This window comes from Polyangiaceae bacterium, assembly GCA_020633205.1.
Taxonomy (GTDB): Bacteria; Myxococcota_A; Polyangia; order Polyangiales; family Polyangiaceae; genus JAHBVY01.
The window spans coordinates 280,920-300,701 of sequence record JACKEB010000011.1 but is presented as its reverse complement, the minus strand read 5'-3'; the positions used below and the strand labels follow the sequence as shown (position 1 = coordinate 300,701).

The following is a 19,782-nucleotide window of genomic DNA, read 5'->3' as shown; positions in this document are numbered from 1 at the left end:
GAGGGGGCAGCACCCATGAGCCTGGGGTTTAGGCCGACATTTCACCTGGAAGTGACTTGTTCGAGCCGAGAGGTACGCAAGCGGCTCCAGGCGCGCCTCGCGGAAATGCCCGTCGTGCTCGGGGTGACGAAGGTCCCTGGCGGTGGCTCCGAGGGCGATCTCGTCAGCGACCACTTCACCTTGAGCATCCCTGAGGCGGACCAACATTTTTGGTCCCCATGGCTCAACCTGGAGATAGCTCCCCACGGAAGCGGTACCCAGATCTCCGGGCGCTTCAGTCCGCACCCCTCGGTGTGGACTGGCTTCATGTTCGCGTACCTGGCTCTCTCGGTGCTGACGTTCTTCGCGCTGGTGTTCGCCGCGGCCCTATCGATGAGCGGAGGCGCTCCGTGGACGCTGGGGCTGAGCGGCCTGTGCATCGCCGCGATGATCCTGCTGTGGTGGGCGTCCCAGGTCGGGCAACGCCTGGCCCAGAGCCAAATGGATGAGCTGCGCGGGATTCTGGACGGCGCCCTCGGTGAGTGCGGGTGGGCGCTGCAAGAGCACGCTCAGCCACTGGGTGAAGCGACCACCTAAAACGTCCCCTGCCAGCCGCCCATCGCGGAGTGTTGGCTGACCTGAAGCAACGGCGCAGAGGCCGCCTTCGGAGGTTCGCGCTTCGGCCGCGTCTCACGCGCCAACCAGGCGGCATCAAGCGCGATGGCTGTAGCGACGCCGGCTATCGCGCCAAGCAGCGGAGGCCCGTAGCCGTGGTCACCTCCGTTATCCAGGGCGATCGCCCCAAGCGCGAAGCCAATGGGCAACACGGATCGAAATCCAAAGCTCGCGAGCGCCGCCCCGGCTCGCCCATGCGCCAGGTGGATAATGGGTACCGCAAAGAAGTAGCCAACCGCGCCCACTCCTCCGGTTGTGACAGTAGCCACCGCGGTCAGGCCATCTGCGGTCAGCGTCTGCCAACCGTAGGAAACCGTCTCCATCTCTGGCTCCGCGGGCGTGAGTTCTCGCTCCGACCCGGGTTGCCCCCAGCCGTTGCTCGGTGTCCCCCAGCCGGAGGGCGGCGCGTCGTTGCCCCAGCCATTCGTAGCCCCCGGTTCCTGCCACTGAGCAGCAGCAAGCGCCGGCGCTCCAAGGACACACACCGCCAAGGCGAGACTCAAGAGCCACTTCATACCCCCAGCTACAGCAGGAAGCGGGCCAGCGTCGCGGACTCACGTTTCCGCACGGTCTCTATCGCCGGATCCAGCAAGATTTCAGGGGGAGAGGCGCGTTGTCTCGCGTCGGGGGCCCGCGCGTGGCCGCGCCATCTAGGCCTGCGCACCTTGGAGGTGTTGCTGCGCCCCGACAGCCCGCTGTGAATCTCAGGAACACCTCTAGGCACCTACAGCACACCGCTCAGGTTGCACCGTCGGCGGCTGCACTCACTCCCGGTCGCGACCAAAGCGCGCCAGGCAGTGCCACACCCGCTTGAGCTGCTGCGGGTCAAAGCGGGAGCTCGACCGCGCGGCGCCGAGCACCGCTGGGGTCAGGCGACCAGCCTCAGCGACCTGCTCCGCCACGCCGGCGATCTCTTGCCACTCAGCGTGCCTTGGAAACGCGCTCGAGCGCCTGCTTGAGCGATGTTTCCTCGAGGATGTGCCCTCCAGGGAACTCGAAGTGTTCGACGTCGGCTCCCTTGGCCACCAAGAGCTCGTACAGGTGATGTTTAGGGTCGAAGTTGTAGCTGTCTTCACGCCCACTGAGGAGCAGCAACCTGCCACAGCCCGCGAGAGACTTGGGCTCTGCCTCGAGCTCGCCCTCGCCCTCGAACCTGGCGCTGCCCACACCGATCAGCCACTCTGCCTTCGGCAGCATCGCCTCGAGGCGGCAGCTGCGCAGCAACTTGTTCAGCAGGTAGCCTCCATTCGAGAAGCCGAGCACGCCGTAGGGTTTCCCTGGGAAGCACCCGGTGGCTGCTGCGTCGATTTGGGTCGCTGCAGCACTGGCTTCCGCCTCATCGAACTTCCAGCCCCAGCACACCGATCCAGCCCGAGTGGGGCAGGCCATGCTGGCCCGCGGCAACGCAAAGCGCACGCCCTGTGCCTTCGCCAGCTTCGCCAGCACTTCGCGATTGTGCTGCTCTTGCTCGCTGGGTGCTTCGCTGTCCATGCCATGCAGGTAGACGACGAAGCGCTCCGCGGTCGGCTCCCCGATGCAGTCCAGTTTTGCTCCAGCTGGCGCGGCAACCGTTGTCGCTGACTCGGCTACCGAGGCTGCAGCCGATGTCACCACAGCGGGCTTTTCCGTGTGAGATCCTTCACGGGAGCACGCCGCCACGAGCACCAAGCTCGCAGTGCTCAGAGCTCTGCGTCCCCCCGACATACGCCGGGAATATCACGCCTCAACGGCTGCGGTAGAGCTGAAGTGAACCGCCACCCGGCAGCGCCTCGAGCCACGGCAGGTCAGGCAACGGGAGATCGACGCAAGCCAAGCGCAGCTCACGTTTCTGCGCCAGCGGTCGCAAGCCCGCGAGAAAGCGCTCGAGGCGTTCACCGCTAAACGGACAATACAGAAACAGCACGCTCGCGCTCTCGAGCGCCCCGAGTTGCTCCACCGCGTCACCCAGCACGAAGCTCACCCGCTGCTTGCCAAGTCGGGCAAAGAGCCCCTGCGAGGCCTCCAGGAGCTGGGGTTGCAGCTCGACGCAGATCACCTGCGCATCGCTGAGCAGCTGGAAGAGCGCCGCGGCGCGTCCCACTCCAGAGCCCACATCGACCACCACGTCGTCGGCGGTGATCGCAAGTTGATCCACGGCACCGAGCACCGTATCCACCGGCGCAGGCAGGTAGGGTACGCATCCGCGCGGCAACTCGCCGTCGTCCGGGATCTCCTCCAGCCCGAGCGCGCGGGAGAGCCAAGCGTCTCGATCCAGGGGCGGCACCGCGAGCAGGGCTCGCCTGAACGCGCTGGGAGTTGAAAGCTCGCTGGGAAACGTCACGGCTCTGGAGTGCCGTCTAGCACCCAGGGCAAGTTGAAGCGATGCACTTCGATGCCGCGATGGGAGCCGTCTGCCTCGATACGCTCGACTAGCGCCGCGACGTGGAAGTCTGCGGTCTTGGTCATGCTGGAGTAGCCACCCAGGTTCTTGTCGCAGGTCTCTTGCGCCGTGAGCGTATCGTGGAGCTGGCGGCTGATGGGCCAGGTTGCGCCGTCATCGTAGCTGATGCGCACGCGCATCTTGCAGCGACCGACGGTCGAAGCCGGGTTCAAGAAAAAGATGCGATGAGGATTGGTCGAGTAGCGGATCGCGCTGCCCTCCACGCGCGGGTCGAGCAGCGTGTCGTGGGGCGCAAACGCGGGGAAGCTGCCCTCGATGGTCCCGGTGCTCAGCCAGCGCCGCGCTGCGGTGTTCCATCTGCTGCCCGTCGCCCGGTCGTTGCGCTGGAGCTTGCCGTCCGAGAGCTCCACCACGGTACCCTCGCTGGTTCCTCCGGGAATCGACTTGTACTTCCAGGTCACGCCGTGGTCGTCACTGTAGATGTTGCGCTGGATCGCCGGGACGATCAGCCTGCCAGCGGTCGCGCCCACGCTGGTGTAGATCCCAACGCCGGGTCCTACCGCGTCCCAAGCGTTGCCGTTTGGCTGCAGCGTCGCGGTCATGTTGACGGGCTTGGTCCAAGTGGCGCCGTCATCGGTGCTCTTGCTCAGGTACACCGGGCGGTCCCCAGGGCCGACGGCAGTCGTTGGGTTGCCCGTACACGGGTTCGTGCCCGGGTTCTGGCTGATGTTCTCGGCGTTCCAGTTCATGAACAACCAGATGGTGCCGGTGTCTTCATCCACCACGGCGGTTGGGTTGCCCCACGTGCCCGCACCGGAGCCCACGACCTCCGCCAGGTTCGTCCATGTCTTGCCGTCGTCGAAGGAGCGCTTGTAGACGAGGTTGATGTTGCCGTAGTCCGCAGCGGAGCACTGCCGGCCCTCCGCAAAGGCGATCAGCGTGCCCTTGGTGGAGCGCACGATCGAGGGGATGCGGAAGCTGTGATAGCTGATGTTGAACTCGTCCTTCGCCGGATTGAACAGCAGCTGCGACGTGTGATCCTGAGGGCGCAGATGCGGGGGCACTTCCATGCCGCCTGTACCGCCCGTTGCAGCTCCGCCCGTTGCAGAGCCGCCCGTTGCAGCGCCGCCAGCTGCAGCGCCGCCAGCTGCAGCGCCGCCGGTACCACCTGTGGCTGCGCCGCCACTGCTGCTCGTTCCGGCGCTCGCCGCCGTGCCGCCACTGGAGCTACCGCCCGTTATATTCCCCGCGGAACCTCCCCAGGCGACCCCACCGCTGCCACCAGTCGCAGAGGTCCCAGCGCCGCCCCCGCTCGCGAACGTTCCACCGCTGCCGCCGCTAGCTCCACCGTCAGACCCACAGCCCACGGCCAACAGCGACGCACCCAAGAGCATCCAACGCATCTCTTCATGGATAGTGCAGCCGGATTGCGGCGGCCACGAGCTTTCGCTGAGTGCTCTACAATTGCACTAGTTGTGTCCCGTGCTGTGCAGGGATACACAGACAGTTGCACAACTGATCGGTTGTCCTCACCCCCAGATCCGTGGGGAATATCAGGATGGACGAAACATTGCGAGCAATGCTGTTGCAGCACGACTGCGCCACGGGGTGCGAAATCCCGCGCAACGACTGGCGCGTATTCCCCTATGCCGACCTGCAAAATAGCGTGTTGCGTATTCAGCGAGTGTTGAACGAGGAGCGGGGGTTGCCCTTCGAGCGCGATGGCAACGTGCAGGATGCCTCCCTCCACGACGAACTCTCGATCACCGAGATGGCGCGCGACCCTGCGAGCGGAGAGCGTCAGCGCTACGTCCAAGTGACCCGCATTTGCGTCTCCTTCTCCAACTTCGGCCGGCTTTGCACCATTCACGGCAACAACCTCGGGGACTACCCGCTCGAGACGATCGAACAGGTCATTCAGAACGAGCTGTGGACGTTGGTGCCAAGCGAGGCCCTCGACTCGCCCTACGACGGCTTGAATGAGGCGCTGCGCAAACACGGGATCACCTGGTTCACCCGTTTCTTCTCCTACCTCTGACGCCCGCAGGTTTGGGGGTGAGGGGCACACCTTAAAGCTACGGAAGCTCCGTCTGCCAGCTAGCGTATCTTGTAGGAATGGCTCTGCGTGGGTGGGTGACGTTGGGAGTTCTTGTAGGCGGCTGTGTGTTCGCTGCCTGCAGCAGTGATGGCGGAAGCGGCGGCGGCACTCAGACGTTGCCGTGCGGCACTGAAGTATGCAACGCCCACCAGCAATGCGACGAAGCCGGCAAGGAACCGGTGTGCGAGTGCCAAGCGGCGTACACAGGCGCGGACTGCGACGCCTGCGCTCCGGGGTATGAAGACACTGGCGGCGCTTGCTTGCCCATCAAGATCGACTGCGACGCGGACAACCCCTGCGTGTATGGCGCCTGCGTGCAGATCACGGGTCAAGCGGACCGCTGCGATTGCCTGGAGAACTACACTGGGCCAACGTGCGCTCAGTGCGACACCGGCTACCAGGACAAGGACGGTAACGGTACCTGCGACATCGGCTGCGACCACCCGACGGAAGCACCCCAATGCGACGCACCCCGGGTCTGCGACGACGCATCGGGCAGCGCCATGTGCGCGTGCCCCGTCGGCACGCAAGGGGAGCGTTGCGAGCTGTGTGAAGACAGCTACGCCCGCCGCGGAGATGAGCCGTGTTACCAGACGTGCAGTCACTCCGACGTGGTCTGCGCAGAGCCTCAGTTCTGCTTCGACGACGGCGGGCGCCAAGCGGCGAAGTGCGTCTGCGAAGTCGGCTACACCGGGGCCAGCTGCAGCGAGTGCGACAGCGGGTTCACCAAGCAAGGCGAGCACTGCGTGCGCGCCGACCTGAGCGGCATCGACCTCTTGAGTGTCGCCAAGGTGAATGGACGCAACGCCATCGTCGGAGTGAACGCAACCAGCGGCGCGCTGACTCCTCTGCGCACGAACTCCGGCGCCGAAGGCTTGGTCTACGACGCGAGCGCAAAGCAACTCTACATCGCCAACTACCAAGGCGCGCTGAGCCTCGATCTGGCTTCGGGAGAAGCGACGTTGATCGCCGCCGAACAGATCGGCCATGGCAAGCCACTGGCGTGGGACTCGCGCAGCAACGTGCTGCTCAGTTTGCGTTCGAGCGACTACGAGCTGCTCGCCATCGACCCCAGCTCCGGCAACATCACGGAGCGCGGAGACACGGGTTCGAGCTGGGTGTGGGACGCGACCTTCGACGCCAAGAGCTCCACGCTCTACCTGCTACGCGCCCAGGGCAGCACACCCAGCGTGCTCAGCGCCGACCCCGACACGGGCGCCGTGACCGAGCTTGGCAGTCTGGCGGAACTCGGCTCCATATCGAGCGAAGCGCTCGCAGGCATCGCGTCCCTGCCAAGCGGTGACTTGGCAGTTACCGCGCGGCAAAACATGACTACGGATGAAGCCGCGCTCGCTGCGTGTCGCGAAGCGGCAAACCGCCTCGGCTTCGACGGCTACGAGGCAGCGCCCGGCAGCGTGAAGACGAACGACCAAGGAGACTCCACGCTCAGCTCGGCGCAAACCTCCGGCGTCGAGCTCGTCGTCTACCGTTCATACTCTCGCAATGCGCCCAGCACCCTGACGTTGAACGTCACCAATCCGGACGCCTTCGTGTGCATCGCCACCTACGAAGAAGATTTGATCGTGAGTATCCCTGCCAACGCACGCTGGGCAGGCGGCCTCGTCTTCGACTACCGGGGGAGCGTCAACGCGACCGTGGCGGACGGCTTTCAAACCGCGAACACGCTGCAGCTGCTCGGTGGCTCCGAAGCCAACCTGCTCGGCGCAGCGGGCTATCCTCAAGCCTTCCGTCTGCTATCGAGTCAAGAAGGCAGTGATCGTCGCCTGCCCTCGCTCACTGACTTCGACAGCTACAAGCGCGCCCACGCGCCGTATCGCTTGCTGACCGTCACTCCGCCGACGCTCAGCGTGAAGTCTAGCGTTGCTGTGCAGGGTGAGCTGGCGGGCGGACTGTCGAGCTATTAGGCGCGTCTATCGAGACACATGGGTGCCGTTCGGCGGGCACGTACGAATCGCCGCCCCCTAGCTAGGCTGCCTCGAATCGCCGATTTCGCCTCCGCAGCTTGACGCTTGGCCCCCTGGGAATAATATGGGTGGGCGGTCAGTCATATTAATTTGGCTGTTTTGAAGCGCGATGGCTCGAATCACTCAAGAAGCGCAGGCTCAGACCCGCGAGAAGCTGCTGTTCGCCGCGGCCGACGAGTTCGCGGAGCATGGGCTGATCGGCGCCAACATCAACCGCATCAGCGTGGCTGCGGGCCTGGCCAAAGGCACGGTGTACAACTACTTCGACTCCAAGGAAGAGCTGTTCTTCGCCGTGGTCGAGGGGGCGTGCCGCTTGGCCGTGGAGCAGGCGAATGAGGACCCTCGAGGCACCACCCGAGAGCGCCTGCTGGCGTTGATTGCGTCGGACATCGCCTGGTTCGAGAAGCACCCCGCGTTCGCACGAGTTTTCCTCCGGGAATCACTCGATCCCGACCCGGAGGCACACGCGAGGGTCATGGCGGCCGCAGCCCCCTTCGTGATGCGGGTTACTCAGGTGCTCGAGGAGGGCGTAGCTCGGGGGGAGGTCACAAACGCTCGGCCCCCGCAGGTGCTGGCGATGACCCTGGTTGGCCTCGACACGCTCGCGCTATTTCAACACGTCGCCTCCGGCGGCGCCTGGCCGACCCTCGACGAGATCCCCGAGTTCGTCGTGGGGCAGTTCATGGATGGTGCAGCCCCACGCTGACGGCCGAACTCAAGAGATTCCGCACGTGCCTTTCGACACGCGCCGGTGTGAATTGGCGGGCTGCTTTCAAGCACCTGCAAGCAGAAAGGTGATGGATCATGCTCAAGTATCGCGACCTTCCCCACGCCAACGGCTGGCCCCTGCTCGGCGACTTGCCTGGCTTCAGTAAAGATCCTTTGGGCTTTCTGACACGCCTGCACGCTGAGCACGGGAACATCGCGCGGCTGCAAGTGGGGCCCATCAAGGGTGTCAGCATCAACGACCCCGAGCTGATTCATCAGGTGCTCGCGAAGCAGCACGAATCCGTACGGAAGTCTATCGACACCCGCTGGCTCAGCTCGGTGCTTGGCGACGGCTTGGTTACCTCCGAGGGTGAGTTCTGGAAGCGTCACCGCAAGCTGCTCCAGCCAGCCTTCCACAACACCAAGATCCGCATCTACGCCGATATCATGGACCGGCGTACCCGTGAGCTGGTTTCCGAGTGGAAGCCCGGTGTGGAGCTTGATGTACACGAGGAGATGAATCAGCTCACGCTGCGCGTGGTCGCAGAGGCGCTGTTCGGTGTCGACGTGAGCAAGTACTACGACGACATCGCGAAGCCACTCGATGTCGTGATGCGGCGTTTCGAGGAGATGCTCACGTCGATGGTTCCTCTGCCTCCGCAGATCCCGGTCGCTGCCAACCGTCGCGCAGCGAAAGCGGTCAAGCAGCTCGACCAAGCCCTGGCGGAGATCATCCGCGACCGGCGCAAGCTGCCCGAAGGCGATGATCTGCTCAGCGAGCTGCTGCGTGCCGAACCCGCAGAGCGTTTCAATGATCGCGAGCTCCGGGATGAGTTGCTCACGCTGCTCGTCGCTGGCCACGAGACGACGGCGCTTGCGCTCACCTGGGCCCTGATGCTGATCGCACAGCACCCGCGTGTGGAGGCTAAGCTCCTCGAGGAAACGCGCGCAAAGCCCGGAATCGTACGCACCACCCGGGAGCTGCCATACCACGAGCGTGTGGTGAATGAGGCCATGCGGCTCTACCCACCGGTGTGGGGCATCGGCCGCGAGCTGGTGCGCGATGCGGACATCGGCGGCTATCACCTCACCAAGGGCACACAGCTCTACTTCGCTCAGTGGGTCACCCAGCGAGACGCTCAGTACTTCGAGCGCCCCAAGGATTTTGATCCGGAACGCTGGGAGGAGCCCAAGCATCCGCGGCACGCGTTCTTTCCATTCGGTGCCGGGCCGCGGGTCTGCGTTGGCTTGAACTTCGCGATGCTGGAGGCGGTGGTGATCCTCTCCCGGGTGGTGGAAGCCTTCCACCTCGACCTCACCAAAAACCAGGAGATCGACCTGATGCCGGCGGTCACACTCCGACCCCGCCATGGCCTCCTCGCAACCCCGCGGAAACGTGTAGAGGAACAGGCTGCCTAGTGATGGATTTGAAGGGGTGATCGCTGCTCGCAGTGTGAACGCGGGTTGACTCACCGACCGAGGACGAACGTTCGCACTCGACTACCCAGTACTGCGCACTAAAACCCCCAGTTTCGCTCGTTCAAGGCGTCAGTACAGCGCGCCTAAAACCATGAGCAACGCGCTTGTCACACGCGAGTTGCCCAACGAAATTCGCGAAAATTTCTCCCCCAACCGAGCGGCACCAGGCGCTCGGGTTCCATCGCAAAGCCAAAATCCCGTGCTTCCCTTCGAGCGAAATCCGCTCGGATTCTTCGAGCGCGTGGAGGGAAGAAATTAACCGCGCGGAAGCGTCGATTTGGCTTTGACGGGCTGAGACCCCTAAGCTACCTGCCGATCATGCGCACACAACTCGCACTCCTCCTCTCAGTCGCAGCCCTCGCCCTCGGGGGTTGTTCAACCGCTAGCCTCACCGCCGAGGGCGCCAAGGTCGCGCCGACGCGCGATCCGCTCCCCGAGAGCTGCCAAAACGTCGGCCTCGTCACCGGTAAGGGTGGCGGCACCTTCGGTGGTGGCATGGTCAGCAACGAAGACCTCATCGAGTACGCCATGAACGACATCCGCAACAAGACGGCGGAGCTCGGTGGCACTCACGTCCGCACGGACCCGCCCCAGCTCGGAAGCGGCGACGGCACGACGACCTCGGTCACCATCACCGGCACCGCCTACAAGTGCCCCGGCGCTGCAGGCGCGGCGTCCGGCGTTCGCGTGATCGAGAACTTCTGATCCGCCAATCGGTTGGGCGCTGACCGCTCGGGGACCAAGCAAAGCCCGCTGGTCCCCGCCGATCTTTCTTCGACTTTTTTCTGCGACACACCCTGACGAACTCCATCCCAGGGAAAAGGCCCACGCTTTTTCCACTTCAGGGCCTCGGAGTTCCCACATGTCGCACGCTTGCATTCGCCTAATCCGTTGCTCCCTGCCGCGCCTCGGCGCTTGTGCTTTGGGGCTCTGCTTTGCGCTGTCCAGCAGTGCAGCCAGCGCGGCAGACGATCCCACGCCCAACACCACCGCGACAGATGAGGTGGCGGACGCTGCACCTCCCCCCCAAACCAGCCAGCCAAAGGGCAACCAGCAGTCACCGTGGGACTATAGCGGGGAGATTGGCGTGCCCAAGCTCGCGAGCAATGACTTCAAGCTCGTGGGCGGTGGGCAAGTCGGTTACCGCAAGGAAACATGGGGGATCGCCGCGGAGCTGGCGTTCGCCTCGTACGCCACGAGCTCGGACCAGGCGTTCAACTCGACGTCGCGCAATTCGTTTGGTGTGAATGGGCTGTGGGCGCTGAGCGAGCCGCATGCGCCGACTCAGCTCTCGCTTCAGGGCGAGCTGAAGTACGCGTCGTACGCCACGGTCTACATCCCCATCGACACGAACGCCGGAGATCTACTGAGCGAGTTCTCCGGGATGAGCCGCTTGTCCGCGTTGCTCGGAGTCGAACGTCAGGTGGACCCGAGCTTCGCGTTGCTCGCTGCCGTGGGCGTCGGCTTTCAGAACGAGAGTTACTCTGCGTCGTCAGATTCAGGCATCGAAGCCAGCACATCCGGCTCCGCCCGCTTCTTGGGTCGCGTGGGCGCAGACTACGCGCTGATGCCTGGCACCGTGGGCCTCAGGCTGCGCTCGGAGCTGAGCTATGCGTCGGTGACACGCACCCAGTTTGCGGTGAACACCGACGACCTCACTGCGGCACCGACGCCCGAGAACTTCAAGTTGATCGAGGCCAACAATCGCCTCTTTGGCGATCTCGAAATGGCCTCCTTCGCTGGCATCGTGCCCAATGTGTTCGTCGGCCTCGACGTGTTCGCCATGACTGGCGACGCCGGTTCCACGTCGACGCTGATCCCGTTGGCGGGAGTCGGCTTGTCGAACTGGTGACGCAGACTAAGGGCACTCGAAGGCGCCAAACGCTGTTGGGTCGCTGCGGGTGAGTCCGAGGAAATCCACATCGACGGGCGCGGGCAAGCGACTCGTGCCTGAACAAGCCGTGCTGGTGCTGTTTGGGCGCCCGACGGAGTCCAAGTTCAGCGCGCCGTTCACACCCATGGAATCGTCAACGGGAACTGTCGTGTCGCCCCAGTGATTCAGCTTTCCCACGAAGGACACGCTCGTCGCCTGGGGTAGTTCGTCGTCGATGCAGGTCGCCGCGCGGGTGGGGGTGAGGATGTTCCCCTGGAGATCAGCCTGCAAAGCAACAGCTGGATCGTTGGAACCGGCAATGCACAGCGTGTCCGTCACGGTGTTGTGCGCAAACGAAACGACCGCGCTGGTCGAGTTGGTTGCAAACTGGTACGCCAGGTACCGCGCGGAACTAATTGAGTTGTTATACGATCGCACATTGGCCGCGGTGGTGGGAGTATCACAGTTGCTGCCCGGCGCCGCGCACCCCTTCAAGAAGCCGTACAGGCCTACAGCCGTTGCGGTGTTTCCGTAGTCCTCGATCCGGTCGTCCAACATCAGGTCGACCTCGAACACGCGCGCAATGACCTCGAACTGGTTGAAGCGCAGCAGTCGGGAACCGATGGGGCTGTAGTTGAGGGTGCCCACTCTGAAGTTGTGGATGTAGTTGCCAGTGAGTTCGTAGCTGGAGTCCGGACCACCGCTACCAACCGCCGCTGCCAATTGGGTATCGGCCTGCAACTCGCTTGCGACGACTGCAACGTTCTTGGCGTCGACCACGACCACAGCGGAGTAGGTCCCGGCGCGGAGCTTCACGTTCGCAAGACGCAAATAGCTTTGGTGCACAATCAGGGTGTCGTGATGATTGTAGAACTCCACCGCGTCCCCGGGATATCCCGCGATCTGCACGGGATTGCTGCTGGTCGCAGTCGCGGTCAAATCGACGATCCACGCACAGTCGTCGCCATTCGAACACGCTGAGATGTTCTCGTTGTAGGTGCCCGCGGCGAGGTAGACCAAATCGCCGGCAGAGTATGCCGCCTTCAAGCTCGCCAACCGAGTGGGCGTGCTGCGACTGCTCCCGTCCCCCGTGCCGTCGGTGCTCACATAGAGGATCTTCTTCGAGGTAGTGGTCAGTGGCAGCTCGTTGCTGACCTGATTGCCCGCGCTGACTACCTGCAAGGCAGCTTGCTGCGGAGCAGAACCAGCTGGGATCTGCGCGACGATCTTGCTCATGCCGCGATACGCCGCGCCGCCCCAGCTCTTCACGCTCAAGTCGCTGCCTGCGAACGTCACACGCCCCGCAGTCGCACCCAAGTCCAAACCATAGATGGTCACGAACGCGCCGCCACCATCCGGCCCGCCGCTGACGGGCGCATGCGTAATATCCGTGTAGAAAATGCGCGGAACGGGACCGGTTGGCGGGGCACCACCGCTGCCAGCCGTTCCCGCACTGCCAGCCGTTCCCGCACTGCCAGCCGTTCCCGCGCTGCCAGCCGTTCCCCCGCCGCTGCCCCCACTGCTGACAGCGCCCGAGCCAGCGCTCGAACCCGCAGCACCGGCGCTGCCGCTTGCTCCACCGCTGCCTCCAGCCTCACCACCCGAGCCACCAGCCGCCTGCCCTCCCGGCGCTCCATCGCCCAGGAGAGAGTTGCAGCCAGTCAGCGCTAGGACGCTGAGAGCGAGGCAAAGTCTGCGGTGCGAAGTCATCTTCGGTCCAATGGGAAGCACATCTCTTACGCCGGGGCACGTAGAGAACTGCCCCTCGCATCTCTTGGGAATCGATCGAACGATGGGTCGACTCACGTCGCCGAGTTCGTAGTGCTCATTTCCGATTGTTCCGTGGCGCAATTCTGCGCTTCGGCCACGCCCGTGCTCACTCCGACTGCGCGAGCGCGGGCTTGCACAACTTGCAGTGCAGCCTTGCACAGACTGTGAAGTGCAGCGGCTGTGCAAGCCTGACATGTTGGCAGCTTCTGCGCGTCGGGCCTGATCAAGCTCAAAAGCTCTGATAAACACGGGCTGTGAGCGGCTTTACTGTATGGCAATTGCGAGCATGGCAACTACAGGTCGCGACCGCTGGAGCGCTGCTGTGTAGCGCTCTAGTAGCCGCTGGCTGTAACCAGAGCAAGATCGATCAGCGCGCGGGCGCCGCAAGTAGCGACGAGGAGCTGCAGCTCGCTGTTCCTCCGGGATACAAGCTTCGGCAGCTCGACGCGCCGGCGGTGCGCTTCAGCATGCCAGAAGCGCTCTCGCTCAAGGTGGAGAGCTTTGACCCCACGTTGCCAGCACAGAAGTTTCGCCATGAGCTGATGCTGATCGACGACCAGGACATCCAGGTGATGATCCACGTCTGGGACAACCCGAAGCACCTGGAAGTTCAGGACTGGTTCGAGCTCAATATGTCGGGCTTCATCACCGAGCATAGCTCGCTGCGTCAGACCCGTGTCACCCCTCAACGTTTCCCCGCGGTGGTGCTTGAAGAGCCCGCGTCGGAACAAGCCGCATCCCAGGAGCTCACGGTGTTCGCGACTCGAGATCACGTCTACAGCATCACGTGCATCGACCCAGTCTCGAATCCCCCTGCAAAGAAGCTGTTCGATCACGTCGTGGAGAGCTTTGCGCCGCTTGCCAAGGAAGACGGCGCGGCAGATGTATCGCCAGCGGAGGCACGGCCATGAGCCAGCTCAAGCGCCTGTGCGCCGCCGCCCTCGGCCTGGTGTTGTTCACCCTCACCCCCCAAGCCCACGCGGCCTTCAGCTGTGGTGGCCAGTCGCATCAAAACACCTGTGGCAACTCCACCAACATCTATCCGTGTTGCGACAACGGCGGCAACTGCACCTGGTGGGCGTGGGAGATGGTGTGCCGCAACTGGAACCTGTCCCTCGTCAACTGGGGCAACGCCAACACCTGGGCATCCCACGCGGCGCTCGACCCGCGCTTCGACATCGTGAACTATCCGGTCACCGGCAGCATCGCGACCAGTACCCTGGGGAACTATGGTCATGTCGCCTGGGTCAAGTCGCCGGAGAGCGGTGGCTCCCAAGTCACCGTGTCTGAGGAGAACTGCTGCTCCGGTTGTGCGCCGGGCGTGCGCACCATCACGTATAGCTCTTCCAAGTTCAACAGCGGCTACGTGGTGCGCAAAGGCACGCTGTGCGACTGCAGCAGCGGCCAAACCCAAACGGCAGACTGCAACGGTTGTGGCGCTCACACCCGCACCTGCGGCAGCAACTGCAAGTGGGAAAACTGGGGCGCATGCAAAGGCCCTGCGGAAACTTGCGACGGCATCGACAACGACTGCGACGGTCAGGTCGACGAGAACCTCGAGCGTGAGTGCGGCAGCGACGTGGGTGAGTGCCGAAAGGGCGTACAAACCTGCGGCGGCGGCGACTGGGGCAGCTGCGAAGGCGGCGTGAAGCCGCAGTTCGAAGCTTGCGACGAAAAGGACAACGACTGCGACGGCGAAGTCGATGAAGATCAGGTGTGTGAGCTGGAAGAAGCCTGGCAAGCCGCGCTCTTCGACAGCGGCACGCACAGCGACTTGAACGGCGACGGCGGCGCGGACGTGTGCGCTCTGAGCGACGCCGGCATCACTTGTTCGATTTCCTACGGAAACGGCTTCAAGCCTACTCCAGACATCGCGCTGCACGACGCGGACTTGTCAGCTCCGGGGGTCTTCTCCACCTTGCGCATGGGCGACATCACCGGCGACGGGCGCGCGGACGTGTGCGTGCGCCTGCCAACTGGCGTGCGCTGCTGGAAGGGCACGCAGTCTGGCCTTGGAGACTCCATCCTGGGGCCGAGCTTGAGCGACGCCGATGGCTGGGGAGAGACGCGCTACTTCAGCGCGATTCGCCTGGCGGACATCAACGGGGACGGTAAGGCAGATCTGTGCGCCCGGGGCAAAGACGGCCTGGCCTGTTACCCGAGCCTCGGCGACAGCTTCGGCGATGCGCGTATCCTCACGGCACTAAGCGACGCCGCCGGGTTCGACGACGTGAACCGCTACGGCACGCTGCGCCTCGGCGACGTGAACGGCGACGGTAAGAGCGATGTGTGCGCGCGAGAGCACCAAGGCATGTCCTGCTGGCTCGCCAGCGACGCCGGCTTCGTCGAACGCATCACGGGGCCCGCGTGGAGCGACGAAGCGGGCTGGAGCGACTGGCACAACTGGAGCACGATTCGCCTGGCGGACGTGGATGGCGACGGGCGCGCCGACTTGTGCGCGCGGGAGTCCGAGGCGCTGCGCTGCTACCTGTTCGACGGAACCGGCTTCAGCAAGCGCCTGGACGGCCCGGCGTTGCCTGCACCCGGTATGCAGTCACGCTCCGCGCTGGCGTCGATCCGCATGGCTGATCTGGACGGCGACGGGAAGAGCGACTTCTGCGTGGCCAGCGAGAGCGGGATGGAATGCTGGCTCGCGACTGACGGCGGCTTCGACCGGCAGGTGCTGGGGCCGAAGCTGCCTGCGACCGACGGCTGGCACAAACCCGACAGCTATCGCACCCTGCGTTTCGGCGACATCAATGGCGATAACCGCGCGGATATTTGCGGACGCTCGAACCGCGGCTTCGCCTGCTGGCCTTATGAAGGCGGCGGCTTTGGTTGGGAACTGGCGGGCCCCACGTGGAGCGACGCTCAAGGCTGGAACGTCCCAGAGCGCTACCAGTCGATTCGCCTAGCCGGAAGTTTTGGTGGGGGTGAGGTCGGGCCACAAGGCAGCGCGGGTACCGGTGGCACAGCGGGCGTTCCAAACGCTGGGAGCGGTGGTAGCCAAGCGGCAGCCGCAGCAAGCGACAGCAGTTGCAGCTGTCGTTTGCCGGGGAACACCTCCACGTCGCAGTCGGACTATCCGATGATGCTCCTCGGACTCACGCTGTGCGGCCTGGTCGCACGGCGTCGCAGGAGCGGCTGATCCACTCAGCAACCACCTTCACCACCCCATCAGGCTGCTTGGCCCAACCGGCGTGCCCCAGGTACTCGCCCTGCTCGGCGGCTCCAAGCACGCGGCGCTCGACCCGCGCACCCGTGAAGGGACTGACCGCACGCTTGAGCGCCTCAGGGGACACCAGGTCGTCGCGCTCGAAGGCGAGGGACAGTACCGGGCCGGTGAAGCGCGCGGTTTGTTCCTCGGGGTTACGCATGCGCCCGGTGTCGAACTTGCCGCTTTGCGCCCAGGTGCTCCACTGCCGCATCAGGGTGCGCGCCTCGTCCCCACCGAAGCCAAAGCGTGTGCCGGGGTAGTAGCCGAACAGTCGCGTCACAGCTGGCATCAGCCGCGTCAGAAGCCGGATGCGCAGGCTGCTCTTGAGTCCGTAGTCGTACAGCTTCGCCCGGATCCCCAGCGCAGGCAGCAGCAGTAGACTGGCGCGCAGCGCTTGATCCACGGGGAACCAGCTGATCGGGATCTTAACGGCGTCCGCCGCGGTTAGCTCGATCTCGGACTTCATGGCAACGCCGTGGTACCACATCGGGCAAGGAGCGGGGCATTACCCCCCTCGTCCGCGCCTGATCGATGGCGTTGCTCGGCGAAGTCACCGCCAAAGTGGTGGTGCACCCCGCGCGCGGTCGTGTTGACCTTGAGGAAGAGCGGCGCCTTGCGTCGAACGTTCATTCACTGGTCTCCCGCAGGGAAACAGGCGATCACGAAGAGCCCACCGGAATCGGCGGCACGGCGGACCTCAAGTGCGAGAGAGCAATAGCCATTGCAGGGCAATCGGTGGGTCATCCCCTTTGAATGCGTCGTGACCCTGGGTCCATGATTCGTACCAAGACGTCGGCGGCCAGCTCAACGCGCGCTTGCGCTCATAGGTGAGTACAGGCTGCTGTTCGACGGCCTTCCAACCGCTATTCGCACAGGCGGTCATGAACTCGTCCGGCGTTAGGAATGCGGACCACGCGACCTGCGCTGCCTCCCGGGCCAGCTGCGACGGCTGATAGCCGGCATGCGAAAGGAAGACGCTCACCAGCAGACTCGCATCGGGCTTACTGAGCGCAGCTAGCCGGGTCAGCAGACGAGTGACCTCGTCGACTGAGCGCAAGTGCGGCAAGACCTCAGCTGCAATCACCAAGTCGAACGGCGCCAGCGGGATGACGAGATCAGGATCTAGTGCACTGCCGCAAACCACAGGGAAGCTCATGCGACGGCTCTCGGCCTCATCCTGGAGCACGTCTGCCAGAGCAGGCGCCAGCTCGATCGCCACCACCTGATGTCCGGCCTCTGCGAGTGGAATCGAGTTGCGCCCCGTTCCGGCCCCCACATCGAGGATCCGCAAGTTGGTAGGCTTCGAGCCAACGAGCTCGAGCACCCGGGCGTCAGGATTCCGACCGAAGAGCGATCCGACCCGCTGACTCACCCAGTACTCATACTCCTCCTCGAGGGAGCTAGCGGCGCTCGCGATCTCGTAGAAGATCTCCCCGGAGCCCCGATCAAGCTGGTAGCGCACGAAGACGTTCGACTGAGCGCCACTTGCGTGGGCCTCGGTCAGCTTCGCGCCGAGCAACTCTAGCAGACCCGTGCGCTGCTTGTCGGTCATCGGTCGACCGAGGGACTCGAAATGATGCTCCAAGATTTCGGCGTAGTGGTTGAGCAGTGTTGGTACCGCGGGGAAAGTGAGCTCACAGCGCGCCGAATAGCGCTGCTCCACGGAGGCCAACCAAACTGCGCTGTCGCTGGGCTCGCTCACGACGGCTTTCCTTTGCCACGCTTGACCTTGGCCTTGGTGGTCTTCACCTTGGCCTTGGGTGCCTTGCCTTTGGCCAGTGCATCCACGATGCGCGTGCGGAGCCCCTCGAGGCTGCGCCGATCGCTGCCGACCTTGGGCTCGAAGCGATCCAACAAGGGAAGAGCACCCTTACCGAGCTCGACCAGAGTTCGCTCCGCGAGTTGCTTCTCGGCCGGGGTGAACGCCCGGAGCGCGAAGCGCGCGATCTTCTCGACGCTGCGTTCGCTGACCCAGGTCTTCATGAAGGGCAATGAGTTCGAGCTGACCGTCAGCCCCTCGACCAACGGGCCACGGAGCTTGTCTGGCAACTGCGCGACCTGAGTCAAGAGGGGCTCAGGCACGCGGGCGGCGGAGATCCCGTCAGCAATCAGCTCCAGCTCGGGCGACGATGGCGGGGACTTAGCGCCGAAGGTCAGCAGCGCCGCCGCTGCCAGGGTCCGGTTTAGGAACAGGCCCCCTTTGGACCACGGTTCGTTTCCGCGTGGCGATAGCGCTGGCTTCAGCAGCGCCTTGATGTCTAGCCCCGCCGAATGCGCTCGTGTGATCAGCTCGAAACAGAACTCCGTGCTGAGCCGCCAGTCCATCCGGTCGCCCAACGTTTCGTTCATCGCCATCGTGGCGGTCGAGTGGGAGCACGCGAGCATCGCCACCTGCTTGGGTTCGAGCGCCTTGCAGATCGCGTCGAGGGACATGTTGCCATCGACCTCTCCGACGATCACTCCGCCCAGGATGTTCGCGAAATGGCGCTTCTCGGTGCTGGAAACAGCGATTGGGCACCAACTGAGCTCCTTCTGAGCCAGGAACGCCTTGATGTCCGAGTTGTGGTGGCTTGGCAGACCGAGCTCACTGGGAACGATGCCTTGGAACTCGCGCTGGGCAAACAGCTGGAGCACCGCTCGCTGCGTCGCGCTCAACCCATGCGCTACGACGCCAGCCTGGGTCAGCGAAGCTGCCGAAGCAAAGGCCAAGTGCGAAATCAACCCCGCGTACGCAATCAACTCGCCGCGCACCTTGGGGCGCTTCGACTTGAGCAACGGAGCAAGCAGCGGCTGCGGCTCAGCAATGCGAGAGACACGCAGCACAGCGGTTACAGCCAGGCTCAGGCGGATTGGCTTCGCGTCGGCGCCATACCACCCCCATGCCTCTGGCACCGCACCAGGCTTCGTCAAGAGCGCGGTGAGCACACCAGCCGCGAGCTCACCAACAGCGTCGACGCGGCCCTGAACATAGGCCGCCGCGAAGCGCACAAGCGCTTGCTTATGGCCGAGCTCACCCTCAATCAAGTTGACGACACTTGCGGCTTGCGAAGCGTTCAGACCGTGACAGCGCGAGCCCAACAAGATGAGCAGCGCGGCCCTGGCTGACGCATCCGTTTCCTCAGGGATTAATTCAAGGAGCTGACCAAGCGTCGGTTTCTTCGTCCAGCACAGTGCCATGGCGGACGCCGCGCGCAGGGCGGCGCCATCCGCTCGAAGGTTCGCTTCGAGCTTGGGAGCATGCTTTGCGATGGCACCCGCGACATCTGGCTTCAAGTCCGGACGCTTCGAGACTCGCTCCGGCGCCAAAACGGCGGTGGGCGAAAAGGCGCACGCGCGAACGACCCACGCCAAGACCTGCGCCGCGTCGTGGGGCGTGAAGCGCGAAACACAGTCCAGGAGCGCGTTGACCACTTTCACCCCAGCGACTGCCTCGCCGAGGAACGCCTCGTCCACCCCTGGAAGCTTGAGAATGGCCGTGACGGCGGCTGCGCTTTGGGCGCTCGCGATGGCGCTGACAAGCGTCGCTTCAGCCTCCCGCCACTTCTTCGGGGTGCTAGCGCTTTGAAAAACTTCTTGGAGTTGCCGCAGGGCAACGTCCTTCTTTGCTGCTGCCATGAG

Annotated in this window: 19 protein-coding genes; 9 read left to right on the top strand and 10 right to left on the bottom strand. The window is 64.2% G+C overall.

Annotated features, from left to right (window positions below; translation table 11 throughout):
• Positions 1–15 precede the first annotated feature (15 nt).
• Positions 16–576 (top strand): hypothetical protein, encoded by a 561-nt coding sequence (locus H6718_07940; protein ID MCB9585313.1) that lies wholly within the window; start codon positions 16–18, stop codon positions 574–576.
• Here the strand turns inward: H6718_07940 and H6718_07935 are convergent.
• The 5 genes from H6718_07935 to H6718_07915 form a co-directional block, all read right to left on the bottom strand.
• The gene (locus tag H6718_07935) at positions 573–1,169 is read right to left on the bottom strand and encodes a hypothetical protein (GenBank protein ID MCB9585312.1); all 597 of its coding nucleotides are present in this window, start codon (positions 1,167–1,169) and stop codon (positions 573–575) included. The genes H6718_07940 and H6718_07935 overlap by 4 nt on opposite strands.
• 249 nt (positions 1,170–1,418) lie before the next feature.
• A complete protein-coding gene (locus H6718_07930; GenBank protein ID MCB9585311.1) occupies positions 1,419–1,556 on the bottom strand; it encodes a hypothetical protein in 138 nt (45 codons plus the stop codon).
• A 19-nt stretch (positions 1,557–1,575) separates the two neighbouring features.
• Entirely contained in the window at positions 1,576–2,358 is a 783-nt protein-coding gene (locus H6718_07925) for a hypothetical protein (GenBank protein MCB9585310.1), read from the bottom strand.
• 19 nt (positions 2,359–2,377) lie between these two features.
• Complete coding sequence (locus H6718_07920; GenBank protein MCB9585309.1) at positions 2,378–2,974, bottom strand: hypothetical protein; 597 nt, start codon at positions 2,972–2,974, stop codon at positions 2,378–2,380.
• A complete protein-coding gene (locus H6718_07915; GenBank protein MCB9585308.1) occupies positions 2,971–4,104 on the bottom strand; it encodes an exo-alpha-sialidase in 1,134 nt (377 codons plus the stop codon). The genes H6718_07920 and H6718_07915 overlap by 4 nt, the downstream gene beginning before the upstream one ends.
• Before the next feature lie 488 nt (positions 4,105–4,592).
• Between H6718_07915 and H6718_07910 the strand changes: the two genes are divergently transcribed.
• The 6 genes from H6718_07910 (at position 4,593) to H6718_07885 (ending at position 11,156) form a co-directional block, all read left to right on the top strand.
• Positions 4,593–5,072, top strand: a complete 480-nt coding sequence (locus tag H6718_07910; protein ID MCB9585307.1) for a hypothetical protein — start codon at positions 4,593–4,595, stop codon at positions 5,070–5,072.
• Positions 5,073–5,149: 77 nt separating this feature from the next.
• Positions 5,150–7,057, top strand: a complete 1,908-nt coding sequence (locus H6718_07905) for a hypothetical protein (GenBank protein MCB9585306.1) — start codon at positions 5,150–5,152, stop codon at positions 7,055–7,057.
• A 169-nt stretch (positions 7,058–7,226) separates the two neighbouring features.
• Positions 7,227–7,823 carry a TetR/AcrR family transcriptional regulator gene (locus tag H6718_07900; GenBank protein ID MCB9585305.1) on the top strand — a complete coding sequence of 199 codons (597 nt, stop codon included), beginning with the start codon at positions 7,227–7,229 and terminating at the stop codon, positions 7,821–7,823.
• Positions 7,824–7,921: 98 nt separating this feature from the next.
• A complete protein-coding gene (locus tag H6718_07895) occupies positions 7,922–9,244 on the top strand; it encodes a cytochrome P450 (protein ID MCB9585304.1) in 1,323 nt (440 codons plus the stop codon).
• 378 nt (positions 9,245–9,622) lie between these two features.
• A complete protein-coding gene (locus tag H6718_07890) occupies positions 9,623–10,009 on the top strand; it encodes a DUF4156 domain-containing protein (GenBank protein ID MCB9585303.1) in 387 nt (128 codons plus the stop codon).
• Positions 10,010–10,166: 157 nt separating this feature from the next.
• Complete coding sequence (locus H6718_07885) at positions 10,167–11,156, top strand: hypothetical protein (GenBank protein ID MCB9585302.1); 990 nt, start codon at positions 10,167–10,169, stop codon at positions 11,154–11,156.
• A gap of 6 nt (positions 11,157–11,162) precedes the next feature.
• Here H6718_07885 and H6718_07880 read toward each other — a convergent pair whose 3' ends face one another.
• Complete coding sequence (locus H6718_07880) at positions 11,163–12,887, bottom strand: hypothetical protein (GenBank protein ID MCB9585301.1); 1,725 nt, start codon at positions 12,885–12,887, stop codon at positions 11,163–11,165.
• 314 nt (positions 12,888–13,201) lie between these two features.
• On the opposite strand from H6718_07880, the gene H6718_07875 reads away from it, so the two are divergent.
• Both H6718_07875 and H6718_07870 read left to right on the top strand, forming a co-directional pair.
• Positions 13,202–13,858 carry a hypothetical protein gene (locus tag H6718_07875; GenBank protein MCB9585300.1) on the top strand — a complete coding sequence of 219 codons (657 nt, stop codon included), beginning with the start codon at positions 13,202–13,204 and terminating at the stop codon, positions 13,856–13,858.
• Positions 13,855–16,095: a VCBS repeat-containing protein gene (locus H6718_07870; GenBank protein MCB9585299.1), complete on the top strand. Its 2,241-nt coding sequence runs from the start codon at positions 13,855–13,857 to the stop codon at positions 16,093–16,095. Before H6718_07875 ends, H6718_07870 begins: the two co-directional genes overlap by 4 nt.
• Here H6718_07870 and H6718_07865 read toward each other — a convergent pair.
• The 4 genes from H6718_07865 to H6718_07850 form a co-directional block, all read right to left on the bottom strand.
• Entirely contained in the window at positions 16,052–16,630 is a 579-nt protein-coding gene (locus H6718_07865) for a hypothetical protein (GenBank protein ID MCB9585298.1), read from the bottom strand. The genes H6718_07870 and H6718_07865 overlap by 44 nt on opposite strands.
• Complete coding sequence (locus tag H6718_07860) at positions 16,627–16,794, bottom strand: hypothetical protein (GenBank protein MCB9585297.1); 168 nt, start codon at positions 16,792–16,794, stop codon at positions 16,627–16,629. The genes H6718_07865 and H6718_07860 overlap by 4 nt, the downstream gene beginning before the upstream one ends.
• Positions 16,795–16,861: 67 nt before the next feature.
• On the bottom strand, positions 16,862–17,866 hold the full coding sequence (locus H6718_07855; protein ID MCB9585296.1) for a class I SAM-dependent methyltransferase: 1,005 nt from the start codon (positions 17,864–17,866) through the stop codon (positions 16,862–16,864).
• Positions 17,863–19,779 (bottom strand): hypothetical protein, encoded by a 1,917-nt coding sequence (locus H6718_07850; GenBank protein ID MCB9585295.1) that lies wholly within the window; start codon positions 19,777–19,779, stop codon positions 17,863–17,865. The genes H6718_07855 and H6718_07850 overlap by 4 nt, the downstream gene beginning before the upstream one ends.
• Between the last annotated feature and the right edge of the window lie 3 nt (positions 19,780–19,782).

Bases quoted from the DNA above. Each gene is read 5' to 3' on its own strand.
- H6718_07940 (MCB9585313.1), top strand. From the start codon at position 16: ATGAGCCTGGGGTTTAGGCCGACATTTCACCTGGAAGTGACTTGTTCG.
- H6718_07935 (MCB9585312.1), bottom strand. From the start codon at position 1,169: ATGAAGTGGCTCTTGAGTCTCGCCTTGGCGGTGTGTGTCCTTGGAGCG.
- H6718_07925 (MCB9585310.1), bottom strand. From the start codon at position 2,358: ATGTCGGGGGGACGCAGAGCTCTGAGCACTGCGAGCTTGGTGCTCGTG.
- H6718_07915 (MCB9585308.1), bottom strand. From the start codon at position 4,104: ATGGAAGTGCCCCCGCATCTGCGCCCTCAGGATCACACGTCGCAGCTG.
- H6718_07910 (MCB9585307.1), top strand. From the start codon at position 4,593: ATGGACGAAACATTGCGAGCAATGCTGTTGCAGCACGACTGCGCCACG.
- H6718_07905 (MCB9585306.1), top strand. From the start codon at position 5,150: ATGGCTCTGCGTGGGTGGGTGACGTTGGGAGTTCTTGTAGGCGGCTGT.
- H6718_07900 (MCB9585305.1), top strand. From the start codon at position 7,227: ATGGCTCGAATCACTCAAGAAGCGCAGGCTCAGACCCGCGAGAAGCTG.
- H6718_07895 (MCB9585304.1), top strand. From the start codon at position 7,922: ATGCTCAAGTATCGCGACCTTCCCCACGCCAACGGCTGGCCCCTGCTC.
- H6718_07890 (MCB9585303.1), top strand. From the start codon at position 9,623: ATGCGCACACAACTCGCACTCCTCCTCTCAGTCGCAGCCCTCGCCCTC.
- H6718_07885 (MCB9585302.1), top strand. From the start codon at position 10,167: ATGTCGCACGCTTGCATTCGCCTAATCCGTTGCTCCCTGCCGCGCCTC.
- H6718_07880 (MCB9585301.1), bottom strand. From the start codon at position 12,887: ATGACTTCGCACCGCAGACTTTGCCTCGCTCTCAGCGTCCTAGCGCTG.
- H6718_07870 (MCB9585299.1), top strand. From the start codon at position 13,855: ATGAGCCAGCTCAAGCGCCTGTGCGCCGCCGCCCTCGGCCTGGTGTTG.
- H6718_07865 (MCB9585298.1), bottom strand. From the start codon at position 16,630: ATGAAGTCCGAGATCGAGCTAACCGCGGCGGACGCCGTTAAGATCCCG.
- H6718_07860 (MCB9585297.1), bottom strand. From the start codon at position 16,794: ATGAACGTTCGACGCAAGGCGCCGCTCTTCCTCAAGGTCAACACGACC.
- H6718_07850 (MCB9585295.1), bottom strand. From the start codon at position 19,779: ATGGCAGCAGCAAAGAAGGACGTTGCCCTGCGGCAACTCCAAGAAGTT.